Here is a 21,626-nt window from a genome sequence, read left to right as displayed (position 1 = left end):
AACGACAATTTGAACCACAACGAAAATTTGGTTCTTAACTGATATTTTTAATTCATAACATTAATAAACGAGGAACGTATGAAAGCATTAGTAGCGGTCAAGCGTGTCATTGATTATAACGTAAAAGTTCGTGTAAAAGCCGACAACTCTGGCGTTGACTTATCAAACACTAAAATGTCAATCAACCCTTTTGATGAAATCGCAGTAGAAGAAGCGGTTCGCCTAAAAGAAGCTGGCGTCATTGATGAGATCATTGTTGCTTCAATCGGTCCAAAAGAATCACAAGAGCAGATTCGTGCAGCTTTAGCACTAGGTGCTGACCGTGGTGTATTAGTAGTAAGTGACGAAAAACCATATCCATTACAAGTTGCTAAGATCTTAAAGAACATCGCTGAAACTGAAAGCACTGATATTATCTTGCTAGGTAAACAGGCGATTGATGATGACAACAACCAAACTGGTCAAATGCTAGCGGCATTGATGGGCATCGGTCAGGGTACGTTTGCATCAGAAGTGAAGGTTGAAGGCGATAAAGTAAATGTAACACGTGAAATCGATGGTGGCCTGCAAACAGTCGCACTTGATTTACCAGCGGTCATCACGACTGATTTACGTTTGAATGAGCCACGTTATGCTAAATTGCCTAACATCATGAAAGCTAAGAAAAAGCCACTTGATGAAAAAACGCCAGCGGATTTCGGTGTTGATATGGCATCTAAGCAAGAAATTATTAAAGTCGTGCCACCTGCTGAACGTAAAGCTGGTATTACAGTAGGGTCAGTTGATGAGTTGGTCGATAAGCTGAAAAACGAAGCAAAAGTCATTTAATATTTCAATGATTGGATGCTTTGTTACGGCATATCTTGTACAGGGCTATGGATTGAGCTGTTCTATATGAACTAATAGCTTCTCAAATAGCGTTGTACACAAACAACCGCATGAATAGATAACACGAATAAATAAAGGATTAAAACCATGGCAATTTTGGTATATGCAGAACATGACAATGCCAGTCTAAAAAAGGCAACTTTGAACACTATCGCTGCTGCTAAGCAAATGGGTGATGATATCCATGTGTTGGTTGCAGGTAGTGGCGCTCAAGCGGTGGCTGATGAAGCGGCTAAAGCAGAAGGCGTGACCAAAGTACTATTGGCTGACAACGCGGCTTATGAGCATCAACTAGCAGGCAACGTTGCGTTACTGGTTGCAGATATTGCTAGTGACTATAGCCATGTCTTGGCTGCTGCAACGACTACTGGCAAAAACTTTATGCCACGTGCTGCAGCATTACTTGATGTCAGCATGTTATCAGAGATCTCTGGTGTGGTAGACGCACAAACGTTTGAGCGTCCTATCTATGCAGGTAATGCAACAGCGACAGTAAAAACGACAGAAGACAAAGTCGTACTAACCGTACGTACCACTGCGTTTGACCCAGTGGCAAGCGAAGGCGGTTCAGCTACTGTTGAAACTATCGACAATGTACAAGAAACTGGTAAAGCAAGCTTCGTCAATGAAGAGATGGCTAAGTCTGACCGCCCAGAATTGACGTCAGCTGGTATCGTTGTTTCTGGTGGTCGTGCACTGGCGAACGGTGAAAACTTCACTAAGTACATTGAGCCATTGGCTGACAAGCTAGGCGCAGCTGTCGGTGCATCACGTGCTGCTGTTGATGCAGGATATGTACCAAACGATATGCAGGTCGGTCAAACGGGTAAAATCGTTGCACCGCAGCTTTATATCGCAGCTGGTATCTCAGGCGCGATTCAGCATTTGGCTGGTATGAAAGATTCTAAAGTCATTGTTGCTATCAATAATGACCCAGAAGCACCTATCGCTAGCGTTGCTGATTACTTCTTAGAAGCTGATTTGTTCGAAGCATTACCTGAGCTAACTAGCAAGGTTTAATGTATTAGCAGTAGCAGACGTATAATAAAAAAACCCACTATCAATTGATAGTGGGTTTTTTCATGCTTGATAGATTGGGTTTTAATAGTATTTATAAATAGAGGCTAAGAGTACTGTCTTTGACGCAAAGTCTCATACAGACAAAGAGAACCAGCAATCGCTACGTTCAAACTCTCTTGCCCATTTGGCTGTGGTAGCGCTATAGGCGTCGCACACTGCATTAGATCGTCACTAACACCTTGACCTTCGTGACCCATAATCCAAGCCACAGGTGCTGATAAATCATGGTCATAAATAATAGTATCTGTATGTGAGCTAGTCGCCAATAGCGGTACCTGTACATAATCTAAAATATCTTGCGTACTTAAGCCCTCAAAAATAGTCAGTGCAAACTGTGCACCCATACCGGCTCGTAACGTCTTAGGAGACCAAGCTTGAGCTGTCGCACTGGTACATAGGATATTGCGAATACCAACAGCCGCCGCTGTGCGCAGTAGCGTACCGACATTTCCGCTATCTTGTACATCGTTTAAGATCAGGCAATCCTCATCGATTATCGGCAAGCTAGGCGTTGGCACCTTGATGATTGCCATAATATCGATGCCAGTACCTAAGCTACGTATGCTCTCATAAAGCGCGTCTGACAAAACAAGAATAGGCGTATAAGTGGGCAGACGAGTGAGCACTTGCTGAACCTCGGGATGACTACGCGCTGATTCAGATAGTAAGATTTGAACAAAGGGGTAGTCACTACGCAGTGCCGCATCTATCAAATGGACGCCTTCTATAACAGTCTGACCGTTCTTTTTGCGTTGGCGCGCTTGTGCTAATAGCGCTTTTACAAGCTTTACGGTTGTGTTCTTATCTGAGGTAATCAGCTCGGTGGGATTGTGTACCATAGTGGATCGCTTAGAGAAGAGTAAAGGAGTCGTTTGGACAACCAGCAAAAGGTCTATTTTTGATTTAGCACTCTGCTGGCTGTTTCTAGCATGGGCGCAAACTAATTATTTTTCAGAGTAGTTTAGGTGCAAGTCTTTCACATAATTGACTTCGTTTTTGCTGCCGAGTACCACAGGGACACGCTGATGAATATCGGTCGGTTCAATGTCCAGGATACGATTGACAGCGTCTGTCGCACCGCCACCTGCGCGCTCTACTAATAGGCTCATTGGATTGGCTTCATACATCAAACGCAGCTTACCTGCTTTATGAGCGTATTTGGTATCAAACGGATAAGTAAAGAGACCACCGCGACATAAGATACGATGAACGTCACCAACCATAGCAGCAACCCAGCGTGTATTGAAATCGCGTCCACGTACGCCGGTTTCGCCTGCGATTAGCTCATCAATATACTGTTGCATCGGCGCGCGCCAATAGCGATAGTTTGAGCTATTAATAGCATACTCGCTCGTATCAGCATCAATTTGAACGTTGTCTTCTATCAGCACATAGTCAGACGTTTCTGGATCTAGGCTGAACATGACAACCTTGTCTGCGATGGTTAACGCCAGTACGGTAGAGGTACCATACAATAGGTAACCTGCGGCTAGCTGCTTATTACCTGCTTGTAGGTAATCGCTGTTTTCGCTGGTTTGACCTTGACGCTCATAGGGCAGAACAGAAAAAATCGTACCCACTGCCATATTGATATCGATATTTGATGAACCATCTAATGGGTCAAAGAGTACTAATAAGCTGCCATCATTATTGGCAGGGGTAGCGTCATCGAGTTCTTCTGATGCAACACCAGCACAATGTGAATTACTTGCTAATGCCTCTAGTAATAAGTCGTTGGCCAGTACATCGAGTTTTTTCTGGTCTTCACCTTGAACGTTTTGGTTGCCAGCTTCGCCTAAAATATCTGCTAGAGCACCTTTTCTGAGTAGCTGCGAAATTGTCTTACCGACATCAGTGACGGTGGTAATAACATCATTGAGCGCAGTGTTGGTAGCATTTTCGTTGAGATAGTCTGCTAGGGTCGTCATGAGGCTTCCTAATAAATGGTATAGAACGTAAAAAATGGATGGTATCGGAGTAAAGAAGAAGGTGCTATTTGGCACACTCTAACGGGTTAAATTTTTAATTAGCCTGTATGGCATCTTTGTCGCAACTACAAAATCGGCTACACTATATATATTGTTATTCATTTATAGTTTTGTCAGACTTATTCTCTATGAGAATGCAGTGTGTCTGCTTATGCCGTTTTGGTCATATTTGATTATGGTAAATTGTAGCAAATAAGCATCAAAATGTCCTTTGTATCTATGCTTATCAGTGATAAATGATCGAACAAAGATAAATAAGTGATTGCTATAGACTCATATAAACCCACAATGAAGACTTGTCATTATGTCAAATTCTATCGATAGTAGCGCTACACAAGCAGTTTCGCCAACTGATTATGCAAAATTTGATCCTAATACCATTCACCATAGACTCAATACCTCGCTGAGCCGTCCGCAGCTTAATACTGATGGCAGTATCCGGCATTTCTTAGGTGTGGAAGGTCTCAATAAAGTGCAGCTCAAAGCAATCATCGCAAAAGCAGAGACTTTCTTTGATGATAATGGTCAATTAATCAACCGTCCTGAGTTGGATGGTTATACCGTAATGAATTTGTTCTTTGAGCCATCGACTCGTACGCGAACGACGTTTGAGGTGGCAGAAAAGCGATTGGGCGCCAATGTACTCAATATCGATATCGAACGCTCCAGTACGAAGAAGGGCGAGAGTCTACGCGATACGCTGTGGAATCTACAGGCAATGACCGCAGATATCTTTGTGGTGCGACATTCAGCGTCAGGTGCCGCACATTTTATGGCAACAGAAGTCACCCCTGATATCGCGATCATCAATGGCGGTGATGGCTGGCACGCGCATCCTACCCAAGGTATGCTTGATATGTTGACCATCCACCGTGAGGCGCCGCGTCCATTTGAAGAGCTATCTATCGCAATCGTTGGTGATATCAAGCACTCACGCGTGGCACGCTCTGATATCAGTGCACTGCAAACGCTAGGCGTGACAGACATCCGTGTTTGTGCGCCGCGTACGTTACTGCCCAAAGGTATCGAGCGTTTTGGTGTAACTGTGTATGAAAGTATGGATGAGTGCGTCATGGACTGTGACGTTATTATGGGATTAAGAATACAAAATGAGCGTATCGGCTCACCGCTTTTGGCATCATCCAATGAGTATTACAAGCATTACGGTATCACGCCAGAGCGAGTCGCTCTTGCCAAACCTGATGCATTAGTCATGCATCCAGGTCCAATGAACCGAGGCGTTGAGATTGCTTCTAGCGTGGCAGATGGCGCACAATCTGTCATCTTAAAGCAGGTAAACAATGGTATTGCCATACGTATGGCAGTCTTATCACTTGCGATGGAAGGCCAGCGCGCTCACCAAGCGGCTGGTAAGTAACAGCCGGCCGCGCGACTTATTCTCATTTATTTCATTTTATTGATACGGTAATAACGTTATGTCTACCATGCTTGATACTGATGCACCTATCCTTGACCATTTACCAGCAGCATTCAGAGATGCGCTACCACAATCTGCAATAAAAAAGCTATCTACTCTCGAGGCTGGGCAAGAAAAATGGCTACTACCGCCTTTGGTAGATTTATGTGCTCGTTTACGTGAGCCAGGTCAGCAGCAACACGGCACGCTAAAATCAGAAGGCAGCGCTGCTCGTGGTAATGGGTTCTTGCATGTCGTTATCCCGCCAGACACCAATCCTATTTTAGAAAACGGTTCACTCTTAAAAGGTTTGCGTGAGCGTGCGCTTGGCGATGGTGGCATTCACTTACACATTTTGGGTGCGCTGACTGCAGGGCTAGAGGGCGAGCGTCCTTCTAATATAGCAGGGCTAAAAAAAGGTGGCTGTATTGCTGTGTCTAATGCTCGCAGACCGTTTCGCAATGATTTGGTGCTATTACGTACCCTAGAATATGCAGCGACCTTTGGTATGAAGGTATTCTTTTATCCTGATGAGGCAAGCCTGTCTGGAGATGGGGTTGCTCATGAGGGCTATATTGCTTCTTATCATGGTCTACAAGGGATTCCTTGGATTGCTGAAACCGTTGCCTTATCTACGCAGCTGCTCATGGTTGAAGAGACTGGAATAGCCGCTCACTTTAGTCAGCTGTCATGCAAGTCCTCTATCGAGCTCATGCGCTGGGCAAAGGACAAGGGTCTACCTGTTACGTGTGATGTTGCAATGCATCAGCTGTACTTAACCGATGACAATCTTGAAGGCTTTAATGCGCAAGCTTATGTGTTGCCACCACTACGTAGTAATACCGACCAACAAGCCATTCGCCGTGGACTAAAAGATGGCACTATCGATGCGATCTGTAGTCATCATGAGCCGTTGAACAGTACGGCAAAAAAAGCGCCGTTTGCTGAGAGTACGCCTGGTATCTCAAACTTTGATACTTTTATGGCGCTGGCGTGTCAGTTGGTACATGATGAGGTCTTAACACTCGCGCAATTGGTCGATAAGATCTGTCTCAATCCTGCCAAAATCGCTGGTATCAGTGAGCAGTACGAAGCCATTGGTGGCGCTGTATTGGTTGATCCAACTATCGAGTGGCAAGTGACCGCGCAATCTATGTTATCAAATGGCAAAAACACGCCATTCTTTAATCAGCAATTGCAAGGCCGAGTCGTGGAGACGTTCTTTGGCTAATTGGTCCCGACAGGATGACAGTTTGCCGCCATCCTCGAAGGACAAAGAGGTTGACGTTGACGACCATCTAGACAAACCACGTAGCACTGCTAGTGAGTCCATCAAAGCGGTAGCGGTTTATGAAGTGGTTAAAGGCATTGGGGCGATATTGGGGGCGGGCGCACTGTGGTCGTGGCATACGGACCTTGACCATTGGCTACAGACTGCCACATCCTCTTGGGAGCAAACCTTTGGTCAACTGCTTGCACCGCAAATCGATAGCGCGGTACGTATTGCTCAACAGGCGAGCAAAAACTGGTCATTATTTCTATTACTGATATTTGCATATGCCAGCCTACGTTTTCTTGAAGCTTATGGCTTATGGCGTGACAAGACATGGGCGTATTGGTTTGGCGTTCTAGGCTATGGCATATTTATTCCTATAGAAGTCTACTATCTGATTATTAGCCCATTTGATTGGTTTAAGCTTGGCATACTTATCTTTAATATAATCATTATTATGGTGGTATACCGTAGTATGAAGCAAAAGGGTCTGATATAACCCTTGTACGCATGTAAAAAAGCCAGCGCAAGAGGCAGCTCTTACGCTGGCTTTTCTATGTCTACTGCACTTAACGATTATACGTCTATGATTTTGTCTTCTGTGCGAATGCTTTTTGCAACTTTGCCGACGCTGAGGCCTTGTACCAGGATAGAAAATATCACGACGGCATAAGTAAGGGCCAATAAGATATCGCGCTCTGTACCAGTGGGCAGTTGTAGGACTAACGCGACAGAAATACCACCACGTAGTCCGCCCCATGTCAGCACTTTCCAAGCACCAGTAGGTAAGTCCAATTGACGATGAAAAGTTTTGGTTGTCATACCTACCACAATGAACCGAGCAATCAGAGCAATCAAAATGGTCAAGCCCGCCGCAATAAATAAATTGCCAGAATAAGCTATCATCACTACTTCTAGACCGATGAGCACAAATAAAATCGCGTTTAAAATCTCATCGATTAATTCCCAAAATAGGTCAATGTAGTGACGCGTCTGATCACTCATTGCAAGCTCCCGCCCGCGATTACCAACCATCAATCCCATCATAACCATAGCGAGCGGTCCTGATAAATGCCAGTGGCTGGCAAGCGCATAGCCGCCAATGACACCAGCTAAAGTCAATAGCACCTCTTCTTGATAGCTATCTATGCTCTTGAGCAAATAGTATAAAATTGCGCCAAGGACCAAGCCAAAGACCACACCGCCGCCAGCCTCGACAGCTAGCGTATGTGCCACATAGTTGGCAGTTGGGATATCACCACTGGATAGGATACCGAGCAGCAAGACAAAAATGACCACGCCGATACCATCGTTGAACAATGATTCACCAGCGATGACAGTCTCGATGCTTTTTGGCGCACCAGCTGATGAGAGAATACCCATCACGGCAATGGGGTCGGTAGGGGATATTAGCGCACCAAATAGCAAGCACCACAGAAACGGTAAACCGAAACCAAACAATGGCAGCATAAAGTAGATTGCGGTGGCAATGAGCATCGCTGATACCACAGTGCCAATACCAGCTAGTATGCCGATAGGTAACTTGTAGCGTCTAAGATCATTAATGTTGACGTGTAATGCGCCTGCAAATAACAGCATCGAGAGCATACCGTCTAATAGTACTTCGGTAAAATCAAGCTGCTCTAACAGACTGACTTCATAATCAATCAACTGATCGAACCCCAAGAACCCCAAAAATATCGCGCCGATAGACAACAATATAGAGATGACCATCACACCGATGGTGGTGGGTAAGCCAATAAAACGGTGATTGATATAAGTCAGTGATGCAGTAATTGACAAAAATATGGCGCTGATTTCAAGTATGGTCAAGCTGGTTGCAGATGCCATAAAGTAGGTCTCGTATGTATATAAAATTTACCCTAAGCCAAAGACTTATAAGTGCTATGTAACTGTTGTTCTGTCATCTATCAATATTGGCGCACCAAGTCAGCCAGTACTCTATTTGATTGACTGGCTATAGCCTTAACTTGACTGCGATTCTAATGCTTGGCGGATATTGATAGCAAACTCGCTGACGTAATCAAAGTGTTGATGCCGAGCGTCTTCATTGAGAATAAACTGCTCGGCCTGATTACACATAGCGACTAGATCATCTTTCAACTCTTGATAGCTCAAATTTTCTTCACCAGCTCGTTTCACCAGCTTTAGCTCATGCAGTAGCGTCTGCTGCTGTGCACTGTTCACCCGTGCATAGTTCAGATTGACCATGGCTCGACATAGTGCTTTTAACACCATTAAGTCAGCCGCCGCATAACGGCGTATCTCACCAAGCGACACATTGATAAAGTCAGATATTTTGGGTGTATGAGTGACTAGCGCGAGTATGGCCAGTCGCTTTTGTTTGACTGCATTTTCAGAACCATCACTCTCTGGGTGTGGTATATAAAAATGATAAGGACTTGGCGGTTGGCGCCGCATCATGATACTCAAGCAACTGGTCAGAGACTGCACGCAGTTGACAGCTGTCTTTGGATCATTGATACCAGGAGACAGTGCCCGTACCGCAATTTCAGTCATTTGACCTAAACTATAGGCGATGTCATCAGAATGCGCCAGCCGTTGCTCGATTCGCACGCAACCTGCAAAGCGTTGCCAAAACATGCCATCTGGCGACCGCGGTATCATAGCCAAATGTGCGGTGTCGGTCTTCTGTTGATTATGCGGATGGTCTGCTGGACGCTGATAAAAGTACCCAATGACATTTTTGTCAGTGACATACTCGCCAAGATTGACATGCATCTGTACCACACCGCCATAATCTTGCGACAGTGCTATTAGTGACTCAAGATAGATCTGCTGCAAATAGCCTGAGCGTGGTGAGTAGATAGGCATGGCAGGCCAATTGTGAAACTGTTCGACATCATGATGTTCAGCATCACGCTGATGTTGGATATCACACTGATCGGTGTACCAATAGTAAATATTGGCCAAAGCATCATTACTGGCGTTTTGAATAACGTGAGACGCCTGAATAGCATGTACCATATGCTGTACAAAATAAACCAACAACAGCGCACAAACAATAGCCATGATAATGGCAAAGGTGACGGCTAACTGCGGTACACCAAAAGACACATCGTACTTATGAATGGATTTTAGGACGAGTAAGCTATAGCTAAACGTGCCGATAAAGGCGCCAAGGACAAACTGGTTTGGCGTATCTGTCAAAAAGTTACGTAATAACCTAGGACCAAACTGTGATGAAGCCATAGATAGTACAGCAATCGTAATCGAAAACGTCGTGCCAGCCACGCCTAATACCGCACCAGCAATAGCGGTCATGATGGCACGTGCTGCATCGTCATCACCTGTAAACGCAAAAGAGATCTCTCGAACCCTTTCACGATCAAAATGCTGATCTATTGTCACTAACAACGGCGCAAGCAAAATACCGACAATTACACAAGCCGTTGGGATAAACCAGTAAGATCCAATAAGCTGCTGCCACAAGTTTCTTAAGCGATCAGGCAGGTCGGTAAGTGTCTGTAGCGACCATAACTGAGTAAACTGTTTGAGTTTGCTTTGACCTGTACTGATAGTACGGATCCACATGCTTGTGTCATCGTCTTTGTGCGCTGCCATATACTCAAAGTATCCAAAAATAATAGTAAAGTGGCTTGTTGTCGCAGAGTTGTCAGAACATCATGCTACAAGCTTTTGGGTTCACGTACACTTAGATTTAAGTGCCCTTAAATTCAGTGCTCGTTGATGGGTTACGAGTTTGCTTTTGGGTTATCAGCCTCGGTAATAACAGCATGCTTATAGCTACGTCTACTTGATTCCGTCTTATCCGAGTGCTCAGTAGAGCCTATGGGAATAACGGCTTCATTATTGTGATCATCGTAATCAACATTGCTGTCTTTGTCATAGGCAATAGGGTCGAAATGCGGTGACGCTGCACCGTTTATGTTAGTCGAATGGGCTCTATGTTTATTGTTTTTATCCAAGTCGTTTCGCGTTAAAGACGCGTCCGCTGCTGCCGTTTTTCTAAATAATTTAGCATGACTTCCTTTTTTGCCAGAAGTAGATTTTTTGCGCGGTTCACTATTGGCAAAAATAGCATTTAGCGGTAGATGCAGTTGCTGCTTGGCATAGGCTTCGGTATGCTCAAAGCGATCTACTAACAAGCTGAGCCAAGGTTTTTGGTCCTCTAACTTCATCTCATCCAGCTCGTCTTTGATCGGCAGCGGATAGGGCAGCGTACGATAAAAATCCCATAACGTCATTGCGCTCAAGTCTTTTTTAAGTACATAGTCATCGTCTTCTGTCATGGTGATGAGATTACTATCTTGTAGATAATTGATATAGGTATACCATTTGGGTAGCTCTTTTCGCCCCAGTACATTGCGCAGCGCTTGTTCGCTAACCGCTTCGCCTTTTAGATGATGGGTGTATACCAAGTTCAACATGTCCAGCAAGCTAAGCAACGGATGGCGAGGGTAGACCTCTTCTGTCTCAAAAATAGTCAAGGTATAGCTGATCTCAACGCCTAGCAAGATAAGGTTCCACGACAGAAATATCCATAGTAAGAATATAGGAAGCGCTGCAAATGCTCCATAAATCGCCTCGTAGCTGGTGAAGTTGGCCATCACAGTACCAAACAGATGCTTCATCAGCTCAAAAACGATGGCGACAAATACACCAGCAATGGCTGCATTTTTTATGGGCACGCGTGCTTTCGGTATGAACCAATACATACCAATAAAGCCTGCAACAGTGATACCAATCGATACAGCCTGTACCCAAAACCCCCAGTCGATACCATAACCTGCGATTTGTCGATTGAGAAAACTAAGACTTTGAACGGTACTAGAGGCAATAAAAGCTGTGCCTAATACCAACGGCCCTAAGGTTACGATCGTCCAATAGCGCATCATACTTTTGAGACCACCTGAACGGTTTTCTACCCGCCAGATTTGGTTAAAAGCGCGCTCAATAGTGGTCAGTGTCAGAATGGTCGTCAAAAACAAAATCATGGCACCGATGATGGTTAGATTGGATGATTTTTCGGCGAAGTCATTAATATACTCACTAACTTGCAGGCTAGACTGCGGCAATAGATTGCTATAAATCACCTCATATATCTGTGCTCTCACTGAGGCGAGCGCTGGTACGGACGATAGAATCATCAATAATACCGTTAATACAGGCACAATCGACAGCATGGTGGTATAGGTGAGCGATGCTGCTTTTTGCTGACAGTTGTCTTCAAAAAAATGTCGAACCAAAAATCGCAAAAACTGAAACCAGCGTTGCTGCAAAAATGGGATTTTCTGTGATAGTTTTTCCATGTCGACCAGTTAGCAAAAGTAAGAGTGACAATAGTGTAACAAACATGCGCGGTCATCATCTGCGGTTTAATTGTGTCAAAATGCACAGAGCACACCAATAGAGCACGGCATTCGCTATAATAAGAACTAGGGTTGTTTGCTGTCAGTGAATGACTCGGGCATAATGTGCCCATATCCTACAATGCTATAACACAGACGTTTCGGTAGTATCAAACTACTGACAGTGGTTATAAGTGATAACGTTGATAATTTTATAAGGAAGTGTTGCCAATGAGTCAGACCGCCCCTTATGTTTTGGTGCTCTATTATTCTAACTATGGCACGACGAAGACATTGGCATATGCTATCGCTCAAGGGATCGAGGATGCTGGCATGACTGCTCGTATCCGCACCGTACCGACAGTTGCGCTTGAGACGACGTCGAGCAAGCCTGCAATACCTGATGAAGGCGACCTATACTGTACGATGGATGACCTAAAAGACTGTAGCGGTTTGGCACTCGGTAGCCCAACGCATTTTGGTAATATGGCAGCGCCCATGAAATACTTTTGGGACAATACTGTAACGCTTTGGCTAGCAGGAAATCTGCAAAATAAGCCAGCGTCCGTATTTACCGCGACAGGCTCTATGCATGGTGGTCAAGAGACCACATTGCTGACAATGATGTTACCATTGATGCATCACGGTATGATGATTGTGGGCGTCCCTTATGCTGAGCCTGCCCTAAATCGTACTGATCGCGGTGGTACGCCTTATGGTGCCAGTCATGTCAGCGGCGCCTCTCATGATCAGCCAATATCGGCTGATGAGCGTGAGCTAGGGGTTGCACAGGGTCACCGTTTGGCAATTACAGCGACGGCTCTAGCACAAGCGAACTGGGGTCGTTAACCGACTCTTTTATAGTTTGTATTGTCACTTATTTATCGTCATGCAGCGCATATACAGGAATTGCATGATTAGCGACTTGTTGTTAGGCGCTGATAGCCAAATATTAATCTAGGAAATACATACCTCTAATGGCCACAAACCGTTCTGACAGTAAGACCCTAAAAGCTGCCAAGCCTATCGCACCTATTGCAAAACGCTTGACGGTTACTTGGTTGATATGGCTTGTTTATAGAATGATTGGATTACCTGTCTTTATCAGTGTGTTCAATCCAAGTAGTCCTGACATCATTGGCGGTATTGCTTGGCAAGCGTTATGGCTTGTGCCCGCATTTATCTTGACACCATGGATACTGCGTGGGCGCTCGCCTTATGCTCTATTGATAGGCAGTATGTTTACGCTTGTCTATCTGGGCGCAAGTGGGGTGGTGCTGTTCACTCGTATATACGGCAGTAGCTGGTCTGAGATAGCCGTATATTTGAGCGACTTTGTGCTGTTACTCGCTACTAATGTCTGGTTGTTCATTTTGCTAAAACGTCTACCGTCAATGAATAATGTCGTCAAGCAGCCGCGTGCTCGCTAACATTTTTATATTATCCAACAGACGATGCGTAATCCTAATAGCGCTTAATAGTAATATAAAAACTCAGAATACAAAAAAGCGGCGTCCCAAATAGGACGCCGCTTTTTTAGTATGATCAATCAATTATTGTGCCTACTGGTATTAGTTGACCTTAGTCAATTCTAAATCCATTTTTTTACCGTCATTGATTTGGCTTACCTTGATAGGCAAATAGTCTAAGCTGGGGGCCAACCAAAAACTGGTAGAACGACTGTCGTCATCATGGACACGGTCGACACGCACGGTATCAAACGTTCCAGCTGGTACGGTAATCTTGGTATTGCCTGATTTTTTGAATGGTGTCTTTTCAACTTTATTTTTCTTTGCCATGTAGTAATTACCAGAGAACTTACCATTTAATAGGTCTTGGCGAATCTGTACCTCAAGGCTTAGGTCGTCAAAGGCTTGCTGCGACATATTCATGGTCGTGGTTTTGCCTTTATAGTTGCTAGTGACTTTTTTGGCACTTGGATTGAAGTCCAGCTTATGCGTGCGACCAAGACCTAGTAGCTTATAAGTAGTGCTCGCCTGCGTAGGACTGACGTTATTACCATTGATCGTAAAGGTACTGTTTTGCGAAGCACTAGCCACCCCAGCGACGCGTGCTTTTACGTTGTATTTCCACGTGCTACCGGACTTGCTTAGCGTGCGAGTCGCAGATCCTTTGTATTTGTCTTCAACCGTAAAGCTATAATCGGCAGTCGATGGCTGAACGGTCTTTGCGATGGCAAGCGTGGGTGCGGTCATACTTAAGGCTCCAATGGTAGAAATACTGATACCTGTCATTAAGGCAGATACAAACGTAGATGGTTTGCGTTTCGTACTATTAGACTCGTTGTGCAGTGATTTTTTGTGCATTGATGTCAAACTCATAGATACCTCTTTAGTCATATATTACTGAACTAATATGATGCTGATATAGCAGCATTTATCGATCATTCTTATTATGCTCACACCGCTTATAATGGTCATACTCTGTTACATTTTCAAGAGTTACAGTCGACTGAAGCGTGTAGTGCTTGTAGCGAATGTTGCTGTAGACAGGAATAATTTGATAAGGCGTAACGTGCTGTAAAGCCAGCAATAGAGGATAAATAAAACACATGGTCTATACTAGGCTCCATTTCTCTTGAGTGCCATTAACAATCAGCAGAATAATCTTGTAAATTTTTGGGCTTTACACTTGAAGCCAACCTATCTTGCCCCCACTTTTTGTTACAAGCTCAAAGCGTATCTTTAGATTGCTGTTATTGAATGGCGACTCTTATAGATACTGGTATTGAGACTATTAATTCAAATAAACCCTTTATTCAAACAACTAATTTTTGGAGTCATATCGATGAACATTCGTCCTTTACATGACCGTATCGTCGTCCGCCGCATAGAAGAAGAGACAAAAACTGCGGGTGGTATCTTACTTCCTGGTTCTGCACAAGAAAAGCCTTCACAAGGTGAAGTGATTGCTGTTGGTAATGGTCAAGTTCGTGACAACGGCGAAACTCGTGCGTTAGACGTAAAAGCTGGCGACAAAGTATTGTTCGGTCAGTATGCTGGTCAAACGGTAAAAGTTGACGGCGAAGAACTATTGATCATGAAAGAGTCTGATGTATTGGGTGTGCTGGAAGGTTAATTCCCTTTGAGTGTGGTTTCACATTCAGCACATATCTAATATCGACTCTCGATAAGAATAAATCATCTCATTGTATTCTCATACTTATAATAGTGGAGTAACTTAACATGGCAAAAGACGTAAAATTCGGCATTGATGCCCGTAAACAAATGATGGACGGCGTAAACGTTCTAGCAAATGCAGTACGTGTCACTCTAGGCCCTAAAGGTCGTAACGTCGTTATCGACAAATCATTTGGCGCACCTACCATCACAAAAGATGGTGTGTCGGTTGCCAAAGAAATCGAGCTTGAAAACAAATTCGAAAACATGGGCGCACAGCTCGTTCGTGAAGTGGCTAGCCGCACAAACGACGTGGCTGGTGATGGTACAACGACTGCAACAGTATTGGCTCAGTCAATCTTGCAAGAAGGCATGAAGTCAGTGGCTGCTGGCATGAACCCAATGGATCTAAAGCGCGGTATTGATAAAGCTGTTCGTGCTGCAGTGCAAGAAATCCATAACTTATCAACGCCTGCTGATGACGAAAAAGCTATCGCGCAAGTAGGGTCTATCTCTGCTAACTCAGACACCAAAATCGGTGAGCTGATCTCGCAAGCGATGCAAAAAGTGGGTAAGCAAGGCGTTATCACTGTTGAAGAAGGTTCAAGCTTTGAAGATACCCTAGAAGTTGTCGAAGGTATGCAGTTTGACCGTGGTTATATCAGCCCGTACTTTGCCAATAAGCAAGACAGCCTAACTGCTGAATTTGAAAACCCATATATCCTATTGGTTGATAAAAAAATCAGCAACATTCGTGAAATCGTGCCATTACTTGAGCAAGTCATGCAGCAAAGCAAGCCATTGCTTATCATTGCTGAAGACGTAGAAAACGAAGCATTGGCAACCCTAGTTGTAAACAACATGCGTGGCGGTTTGAAAACTTGTGCTGTTAAAGCACCAGGTTTTGGCGATCGTCGTAAAGCCATGCTAGAAGACATCGCAACGCTAACGGGCGGTACGGTAATCTCTGAAGAGATTGGTTTGAGCTTAGAGACTGCGACGCTTGAGCAGCTTGGTACTGCGAAAAAAGTCACTGTTGGCAAAGAAAACACTGTGATTGTTGATGGCGCTGGCAACAAAGCTGATATCGAAAACCGTGTTGAGTCTATCAACCGTCAGATCGCTGAATCTACTTCTGATTATGATAAAGAAAAGCTACAAGAGCGTGTTGCTAAACTAGCAGGCGGCGTAGCAGTAATCAAAGTCGGTGCAGCAACTGAAACCGAAATGAAAGAGAAGAAAGACCGTGTTGACGATGCACTACATGCCACTCGTGCTGCGGTTGAAGAGGGCGTTGTACCTGGCGGCGGTGTTGCATTAGTTCGTGCGATGAATGCCTTGTCTGAGCTAAAAGGCGACAACGATGACCAAGATGCTGGTATCAATATCCTACGCCGCGCGATGGAAGCACCATTACGTCAAATCGTCACCAACGCTGGCGAAGAAGCATCAGTTGTCGTAAATGCAGTAAAAAATGGCACTGGTAACTACGGCTACAATGCTGCCTCTGGTGAATACGGTGATATGCTTGAGATGGGTATCCTTGATCCAGCCAAAGTATCTCGTTCAGCACTAGAGAACGCGGCGTCTGTTGCTGGTCTTATGCTTACTACTGAAGCCATGATTACTGATTTACCGCAGAGCGATGACGGTATGGCTGCTATGGGCGGCGGTGCTGGTGGAATGGGCGGTATGGGTGGAATGGGCGGTATGATGTAATTCTACTTCTGCTGCAAAGCGGTTTGTCTTTGTCAGACTTGCTCAATGTACAATAAGTACTATTTTCGCTCGTCTTCCTCGACAAACCACTTTTCGCTAAAAGTATGATTTTGTCATAAAGTCTGTTTGACTATCAAAAGCTCTGTTATCGAAAGATAGCAGGGCTTTTTTATGCTCGATAATAAAATAATGTAATAATTAAAATTAACTAGGTATTTGTACTTATCTTAATAGACTTAACGTATGTGAAGGCCGTGCTCGACATTGCTCATTATTATTAAAAATCTCACACAAAAATAGGTAAAGTCGTTTTCTTAATTACCTTTCTTACCGATAGATGAGTATGTATGTCTTTTACGCTAGCAAGCTTATTTAGCTTGCGTGTGAAGCGCTCATAACCATCGAGATTGGGGCTAACTACTTCCAATAAATAATCATAAGAACCCGATACCACATGTCCGTTAATGACCTCGTCCATATTGGATAGGGCTTGCTCAAAAGCTGCAATAGAGTCTTCTTGGTGGTTGTTGAGACTGACCTCCACAAAGAAACTCATCATAATGCCCGCTTTGGCTTTATTTATGTTTGCTTGATAGTTCTCTATATAACCTTCGTCCTCTAGACGCTTTAAACGCCGTGCACAAGGAGACGGCGACAGCCCTACACGTTCGGACAGTTCCGCCGTAGATAAGCGTGCTTCTTTTTGGAGCACTTCCAAAATATGACGGTCGATTTTGTCCATAATTTACCCTTTGGTTCTTTAAGCCAATAATTTTGATTTAATTGGCATTATCCACCAAATATTTGCAAAATTGCAATGAATAAATAGAGATAAAAGCGCGTATTTTAATCGATAATTGGTCTTTGTATACCAGTATAAGACACGACTATGAATACGATATTTCACCCCTCCTCGCGCAAAAATCCTTTGTTCATTATGTCGCCATTAACCAAAGGCTATGTGGCTATGAGCGTCGTATTATTGATTTGGTCAGGATTTGCGTTGACTGTGCGAGCGGTTGGGGCATCGCCGCTGAGCATTGCCGATGTCATGCTTATTCGCTTTAGTGTACCGCTGGTCTTATTGACTCCTTGGGTACTCTCTAGTTGGCATGAAATCAAAAACATAAGACTGCCAGATATCATATTTATTTTACTTGGCGGCGTGCCTTTTCTTTTGTTGGCGGCTTTTGGTGCCAGCACGGTGCCAGCAGCTTACATGGGTACTATTTTGACAGGTACGCCAGTCTTCTTTGCCGCATTATTGTCTTTTGTTTTTTATCGTCAAAGAATATCATTACGGAAATTTACCGCATTAATGCTTATTCTCTTTGGTATCGCTACTATGATTGGCGGACACGCACAGGCAATACCAAATAGTCTGCTGTACGGCGTGGGGTTATTATTAACGGCAAGCTTGATTTGGGCAGGTTTTACCTTAGGGTTAAAAAGCACCAAATTGAGTCCAATAGCTATCGCTATCGTGCTCTCTTATACCTCTTTTTTTCTAACATTAATAATGGTTCTATCGGGTATTGTGGAGACCAATATAGGGTCTGTATCTTTTGATGATGCGCTTCCATTTATCCTAGTACAAGGCCTTGGTGTAGGAGTAGTATCAACTATTGCATTCTCTTATGCTGTCAAACAATTGGGCTCTATTCGTACGTTATTACTTGGCTCTTTGTCTCCAGGACTAACCGCTATACTCGCTGCGCTGATACTGAACGAGTCTCTATCAGTCATCATGATAGGCGGCATCGTACTCAGTACTATTGGTGTCATCTTGTCTAATCGAGCAAAATAAATTAATTAAGGAAGTATCATGATGTTAAACAATATGCCTATCATCAATGGTGATCCATTGTGGGCATTGTTAGGTAGGTTTCGCGCTGACCAACGCAAACATAAAATAGATCTATTGGTTGGTGTCTACCGAGACGAGCATGGTAATACGCCTGTGATGAAAACCGTGCAAGACGCAGAAATACATCTTGCGCACCAAGCCAATTCAAAGGCTTATGGCATGTTATCGGGTAACGCTAATTTTAACCAGCAAATGGCAAAATTTGTGCTGGGTGAGAGTCCAAGTCTAAAAAACCAATGCACGATTCAGACGGTTGGGGCATCAGGGGCGCTACGACTCATTGCTGACTTGATCGCCACGCTTGCTCCAGATTCGACCGTTTGGATCAGTGACCCAGGCTATATCAATCATCGTCCGCTGATGGAAGGTGCTGGGTTAACGGTTGAGACGTATCCGTGGCAAAATAAAAATGGTCAGTTAGACATTGATGCGTGTTTTACCGCGCTAGAAAAAGCAAAAGAAGGAGACGTGCTGCTATTGCATGCGTGCTGCCACAATCCTACGGGTATAGATCCTTCTTTAGAGCAGTGGCAACTGTTTTCTGATAAGTGCAAACAGAAAAATATTGTCCCGTTTATTGATATGGCATATCAAGGTTTTGGAGATGATCCTGATAGCGATGCTGCAGGACTTCGTTTAATGATCAAAGACGCTGATTTTGCATTTATCGCTGCCAGCTGTTCAAAAAACATGGGACTATACAACGAGCGTACAGGTATTGCCTCGGTGGTAACGACGCACCATGAGCGTCACGCAGACATACAGACACTTTTAGAAACCATTACACGTGCCAATTACTCTATGCCGCCTAATCACGGTGCCGCAGTGGCTTCTCATTTGTTAGACAGCCCAGATGCTTGGCTAGTCGAGCTGGCAAGCTACCGTGATAGGGTCGATACTATTCGCCAAGCGTTAGGCGCAGCTTTGAAGGATAGGAATGCACCTGTAGAGTTTTTGGACATCTCGCATCAAAAAGGTATGTTTTCTCTACTACCGCTAACAGAGAGTCAAATGCTCGTATTGCAAGATGAGTTCGCGATTTACGGCATGCCAAATGGGAGAATTAATATTGCCGGTTTGAAAATGACGGAAATTCCTCAATTGGCTGATGCTATCATGTCGATTATTTCACGTTAGAGCATAATTTTTATAACTTAGTACAATGGTTTTATTCGATAATCGCTACAGCAAGAAGGACACGACTATTTATACTTTATATTGGGATAAGGGCGGCGCTAACATGGCGACCCATGCTGTCTTTGAAGAGCTAGGCGCGTCTTATGAGATGATAGAAATAGACCTGTCTAAAAACATGCAAAAATCAGCTGAGTATCTAGCCATCAATCCAAATGGTAAAGTACCTACGTTAGTGCATCAGAGGCAGGTTATTTATGAGTCTGCGGCAATTTTGATGTATGTGTTAGATCAACATCCCGAGTCTGGGCTAGCACCTGACACAGGATCGGCTAGGCGCGGTGTCTATTACCAGTATTTATTTTGGATGTCTTCTACACTACAAGAAGCCGCTAATCGCTGGGCACATCCTGAGCAGTACATCAGTGGCGAGCACAATTTGCAGCAAGTAAAAGATAACGCAAATGACACGCTAACCCACTGCTGGGATATTGTTGAAAAGGAGTTAGCTAATAACGGTCCATGGTTGTTGGGTGATAAACTAAGTGGGGCTGATTTTCATTTATTTATGGTTGCTCACTGGAGTCAGCGATATATAAGTCGAGCACAAGACTGGACACACCTAAATGCACACTATCAAGCCATGCTAAACCGCGCCTCGGTACAGGAAATGATGGCACAAGAAGGATTGTTGTAATCCGTTCATATGTTTACACATTCAATTAAAAGATATTTGATAAAGTCACTAGAAGCACTGAACGAATGCTTTTAGTGACTTCTAGTGATTGCAGCAAATATATTTTTATATCAAGTTACTGATCCGCCGCATCTCTTCTGAACGTCCACGTCTTATTATCGGACGCTTCTTCACAATAGTAATAACCTGCCAAATCAAACTGCTTTAGCTGCTCAGCAGTAGTGAGCTTATTGTCTGCGGCGTACTTGACCATCAAGCCGCGTGCCTTTTTGGCATAAAAGCTAATGACCTTGTATTGACCATTTTTCTCGTCTTCAAATCGTGGCGTGATGATGTCCGCATTCAGCGCTTTCTTTTTTACTGCTTTAAAATATTCGTTCGACGCCAGATTGATCAAAACCTGATCATCGCTATCTGCCATACGAGTATTGATAACGTCAGTCACTTCCTCGCCCCAAAAATCATATAGATTATCACCACGTTCGTTTTTAAGCTTGGTACCCATCTCCAAGCGATAAGGCTGGATAAGATCCAGTGGCTTTAACATACCGTATAACCCAGACAAAATCCCCAGATGCTCATTGACATAGATGGCGGTATCTTTATCCATATGATACATATCAAGACCAGTATAGACATCGCCGTCGAATAAATACCCTGCAGGCTTGGCTGCATTGTTAGCGTCGTCAGTGCTGTCATCAGTAAATGGCTTGTCTTTGCTCCAGCTCCATCGCTGATTACGCGCCGCATTGAGCTGGGCAAGATCGTCAGAGATACTCATCAATTCTTGTAAATCAACGGGCTCTTTTGACTTTAGTATTTTCATTAATGACTGAGAGTGCTCGATAAGCTCTGGCTGACCATAGTAGTTACCGAGATTCACAGGTATATCGTCTGTCTCATTCAAAGATTTGGCAGGGGAGAGTAAAAAATACATGATTATTCCTTATTATAGTGATTCGATGACCAACCGCTCTGGGTGTCAAGCCTTCTTATTATACGATACGTGGAAGTCTAACTTGACTTAGCCTTGGTTTTTTATGTTTTCTTGATGTTATCTATCAGGTTA

20 protein-coding genes are annotated in these 21,626 nt (G+C 44.0%); 12 read left to right on the top strand and 8 right to left on the bottom strand.

Features of this window, described 5'->3' with window-relative positions; all coding sequences use genetic code 11:
• The first annotated feature begins 78 nt into the window (after window positions 1–78).
• On the top strand, window positions 79–828 hold the full coding sequence (locus tag AC5JP1_RS06920) for an electron transfer flavoprotein subunit beta/FixA family protein (protein WP_101204853.1): 750 nt from the start codon (window positions 79–81) through the stop codon (window positions 826–828).
• A 147-nt stretch (window positions 829–975) separates the two neighbouring features.
• Window positions 976–1,908 carry an electron transfer flavoprotein subunit alpha/FixB family protein gene (locus AC5JP1_RS06915; protein WP_493843623.1) on the top strand — a complete coding sequence of 311 codons (933 nt, stop codon included), beginning with the start codon at window positions 976–978 and terminating at the stop codon, window positions 1,906–1,908.
• Between the two features lie 104 nt (window positions 1,909–2,012).
• Here the strand turns inward: AC5JP1_RS06915 and AC5JP1_RS06910 are convergent, their stop codons facing one another.
• Window positions 2,013–2,807, bottom strand: a complete 795-nt coding sequence (locus AC5JP1_RS06910) for a TrmH family RNA methyltransferase (protein ID WP_493843622.1) — start codon at window positions 2,805–2,807, stop codon at window positions 2,013–2,015.
• A gap of 105 nt (window positions 2,808–2,912) precedes the next feature.
• Window positions 2,913–3,896, bottom strand: coding sequence for a class 1 fructose-bisphosphatase (locus AC5JP1_RS06905; protein WP_493843621.1), 984 nt, complete (start codon window positions 3,894–3,896; stop codon window positions 2,913–2,915).
• Window positions 3,897–4,260: 364 nt separating this feature from the next.
• On the opposite strand from AC5JP1_RS06905, the gene AC5JP1_RS06900 reads away from it, so the two are divergent.
• The 3 genes from AC5JP1_RS06900 to AC5JP1_RS06890 are packed head-to-tail and all read left to right on the top strand — an operon-like array spanning window position 4,261 to window position 7,145.
• A complete protein-coding gene (locus AC5JP1_RS06900) occupies window positions 4,261–5,334 on the top strand; it encodes an aspartate carbamoyltransferase catalytic subunit (RefSeq protein WP_493843620.1) in 1,074 nt (357 codons plus the stop codon).
• 58 nt (window positions 5,335–5,392) lie between these two features.
• Complete coding sequence (locus AC5JP1_RS06895; RefSeq protein WP_493843619.1) at window positions 5,393–6,604, top strand: dihydroorotase; 1,212 nt, start codon at window positions 5,393–5,395, stop codon at window positions 6,602–6,604.
• Window positions 6,597–7,145, top strand: coding sequence for a DUF2127 domain-containing protein (locus AC5JP1_RS06890; protein WP_493843618.1), 549 nt, complete (start codon window positions 6,597–6,599; stop codon window positions 7,143–7,145). The genes AC5JP1_RS06895 and AC5JP1_RS06890 overlap by 8 nt, the downstream gene beginning before the upstream one ends.
• Window positions 7,146–7,222: 77 nt before the next feature.
• Here the strand turns inward: AC5JP1_RS06890 and AC5JP1_RS06885 are convergent, their stop codons facing one another.
• The 3 genes from AC5JP1_RS06885 to AC5JP1_RS06875 all read right to left on the bottom strand — a co-directional run bounded on the left by AC5JP1_RS06885 (window position 7,223) and on the right by AC5JP1_RS06875 (window position 11,961).
• Window positions 7,223–8,497 carry a cation:proton antiporter gene (locus AC5JP1_RS06885; protein ID WP_493843617.1) on the bottom strand — a complete coding sequence of 425 codons (1,275 nt, stop codon included), beginning with the start codon at window positions 8,495–8,497 and terminating at the stop codon, window positions 7,223–7,225.
• 135 nt (window positions 8,498–8,632) lie between these two features.
• Complete coding sequence (locus tag AC5JP1_RS06880) at window positions 8,633–10,252, bottom strand: DUF2254 domain-containing protein (RefSeq protein ID WP_493843616.1); 1,620 nt, start codon at window positions 10,250–10,252, stop codon at window positions 8,633–8,635.
• A 131-nt stretch (window positions 10,253–10,383) separates the two neighbouring features.
• Complete coding sequence (locus AC5JP1_RS06875) at window positions 10,384–11,961, bottom strand: YihY/virulence factor BrkB family protein (RefSeq protein WP_493843615.1); 1,578 nt, start codon at window positions 11,959–11,961, stop codon at window positions 10,384–10,386.
• 270 nt (window positions 11,962–12,231) lie between these two features.
• On the opposite strand from AC5JP1_RS06875, the gene wrbA reads away from it, so the two are divergent.
• Together wrbA and AC5JP1_RS06865 are read left to right on the top strand one after the other, a co-directional pair.
• Window positions 12,232–12,849, top strand: coding sequence for an NAD(P)H:quinone oxidoreductase (gene wrbA, locus AC5JP1_RS06870; protein ID WP_493843614.1), 618 nt, complete (start codon window positions 12,232–12,234; stop codon window positions 12,847–12,849).
• A 128-nt stretch (window positions 12,850–12,977) separates the two neighbouring features.
• Window positions 12,978–13,430: a hypothetical protein gene (locus tag AC5JP1_RS06865; protein ID WP_493843613.1), complete on the top strand. Its 453-nt coding sequence runs from the start codon at window positions 12,978–12,980 to the stop codon at window positions 13,428–13,430.
• Between the two features lie 141 nt (window positions 13,431–13,571).
• Here AC5JP1_RS06865 and AC5JP1_RS06860 read toward each other — a convergent pair whose 3' ends face one another.
• Window positions 13,572–14,327, bottom strand: a complete 756-nt coding sequence (locus AC5JP1_RS06860; protein WP_493844448.1) for a DUF3108 domain-containing protein — start codon at window positions 14,325–14,327, stop codon at window positions 13,572–13,574.
• Between the two features lie 481 nt (window positions 14,328–14,808).
• On the opposite strand from AC5JP1_RS06860, the gene groES reads away from it, so the two are divergent.
• On the top strand, window positions 14,809–15,099 hold the full coding sequence (groES, locus tag AC5JP1_RS06855; protein WP_058024926.1) for a co-chaperone GroES: 291 nt from the start codon (window positions 14,809–14,811) through the stop codon (window positions 15,097–15,099).
• Between the two features lie 107 nt (window positions 15,100–15,206).
• The gene (gene groL / locus AC5JP1_RS06850; RefSeq protein WP_493843612.1) at window positions 15,207–16,859 is read left to right on the top strand and encodes a chaperonin GroEL; all 1,653 of its coding nucleotides are present in this window, start codon (window positions 15,207–15,209) and stop codon (window positions 16,857–16,859) included.
• A gap of 286 nt (window positions 16,860–17,145) precedes the next feature.
• On the opposite strand, the gene AC5JP1_RS06845 is transcribed toward groL, so the two are convergent.
• On the bottom strand, window positions 17,146–17,601 hold the full coding sequence (locus tag AC5JP1_RS06845) for an Lrp/AsnC family transcriptional regulator (RefSeq protein ID WP_319052040.1): 456 nt from the start codon (window positions 17,599–17,601) through the stop codon (window positions 17,146–17,148).
• A gap of 147 nt (window positions 17,602–17,748) precedes the next feature.
• On the opposite strand from AC5JP1_RS06845, the gene AC5JP1_RS06840 reads away from it, so the two are divergent.
• The 3 genes from AC5JP1_RS06840 to AC5JP1_RS06830 are packed head-to-tail and all read left to right on the top strand — an operon-like array spanning window position 17,749 to window position 20,557.
• The gene (locus tag AC5JP1_RS06840; protein ID WP_493843611.1) at window positions 17,749–18,666 is read left to right on the top strand and encodes a DMT family transporter; all 918 of its coding nucleotides are present in this window, start codon (window positions 17,749–17,751) and stop codon (window positions 18,664–18,666) included.
• Window positions 18,667–18,684: 18 nt separating this feature from the next.
• Entirely contained in the window at window positions 18,685–19,863 is a 1,179-nt protein-coding gene (locus AC5JP1_RS06835; protein ID WP_493843610.1) for an amino acid aminotransferase, read from the top strand.
• A 25-nt stretch (window positions 19,864–19,888) separates the two neighbouring features.
• On the top strand, window positions 19,889–20,557 hold the full coding sequence (locus AC5JP1_RS06830; protein WP_493843609.1) for a glutathione S-transferase family protein: 669 nt from the start codon (window positions 19,889–19,891) through the stop codon (window positions 20,555–20,557).
• Between the two features lie 115 nt (window positions 20,558–20,672).
• Here AC5JP1_RS06830 and yaaA read toward each other — a convergent pair whose 3' ends face one another.
• Window positions 20,673–21,494 carry a peroxide stress protein YaaA gene (gene yaaA / locus AC5JP1_RS06825; RefSeq protein ID WP_493843608.1) on the bottom strand — a complete coding sequence of 274 codons (822 nt, stop codon included), beginning with the start codon at window positions 21,492–21,494 and terminating at the stop codon, window positions 20,673–20,675.
• Window positions 21,495–21,626 lie beyond the last annotated feature (132 nt).

The sequence above is a fragment of the Psychrobacter sp. H29 genome, from assembly GCF_059073055.1.
This window is presented reverse-complemented; position numbering and strand designations above follow the sequence as displayed.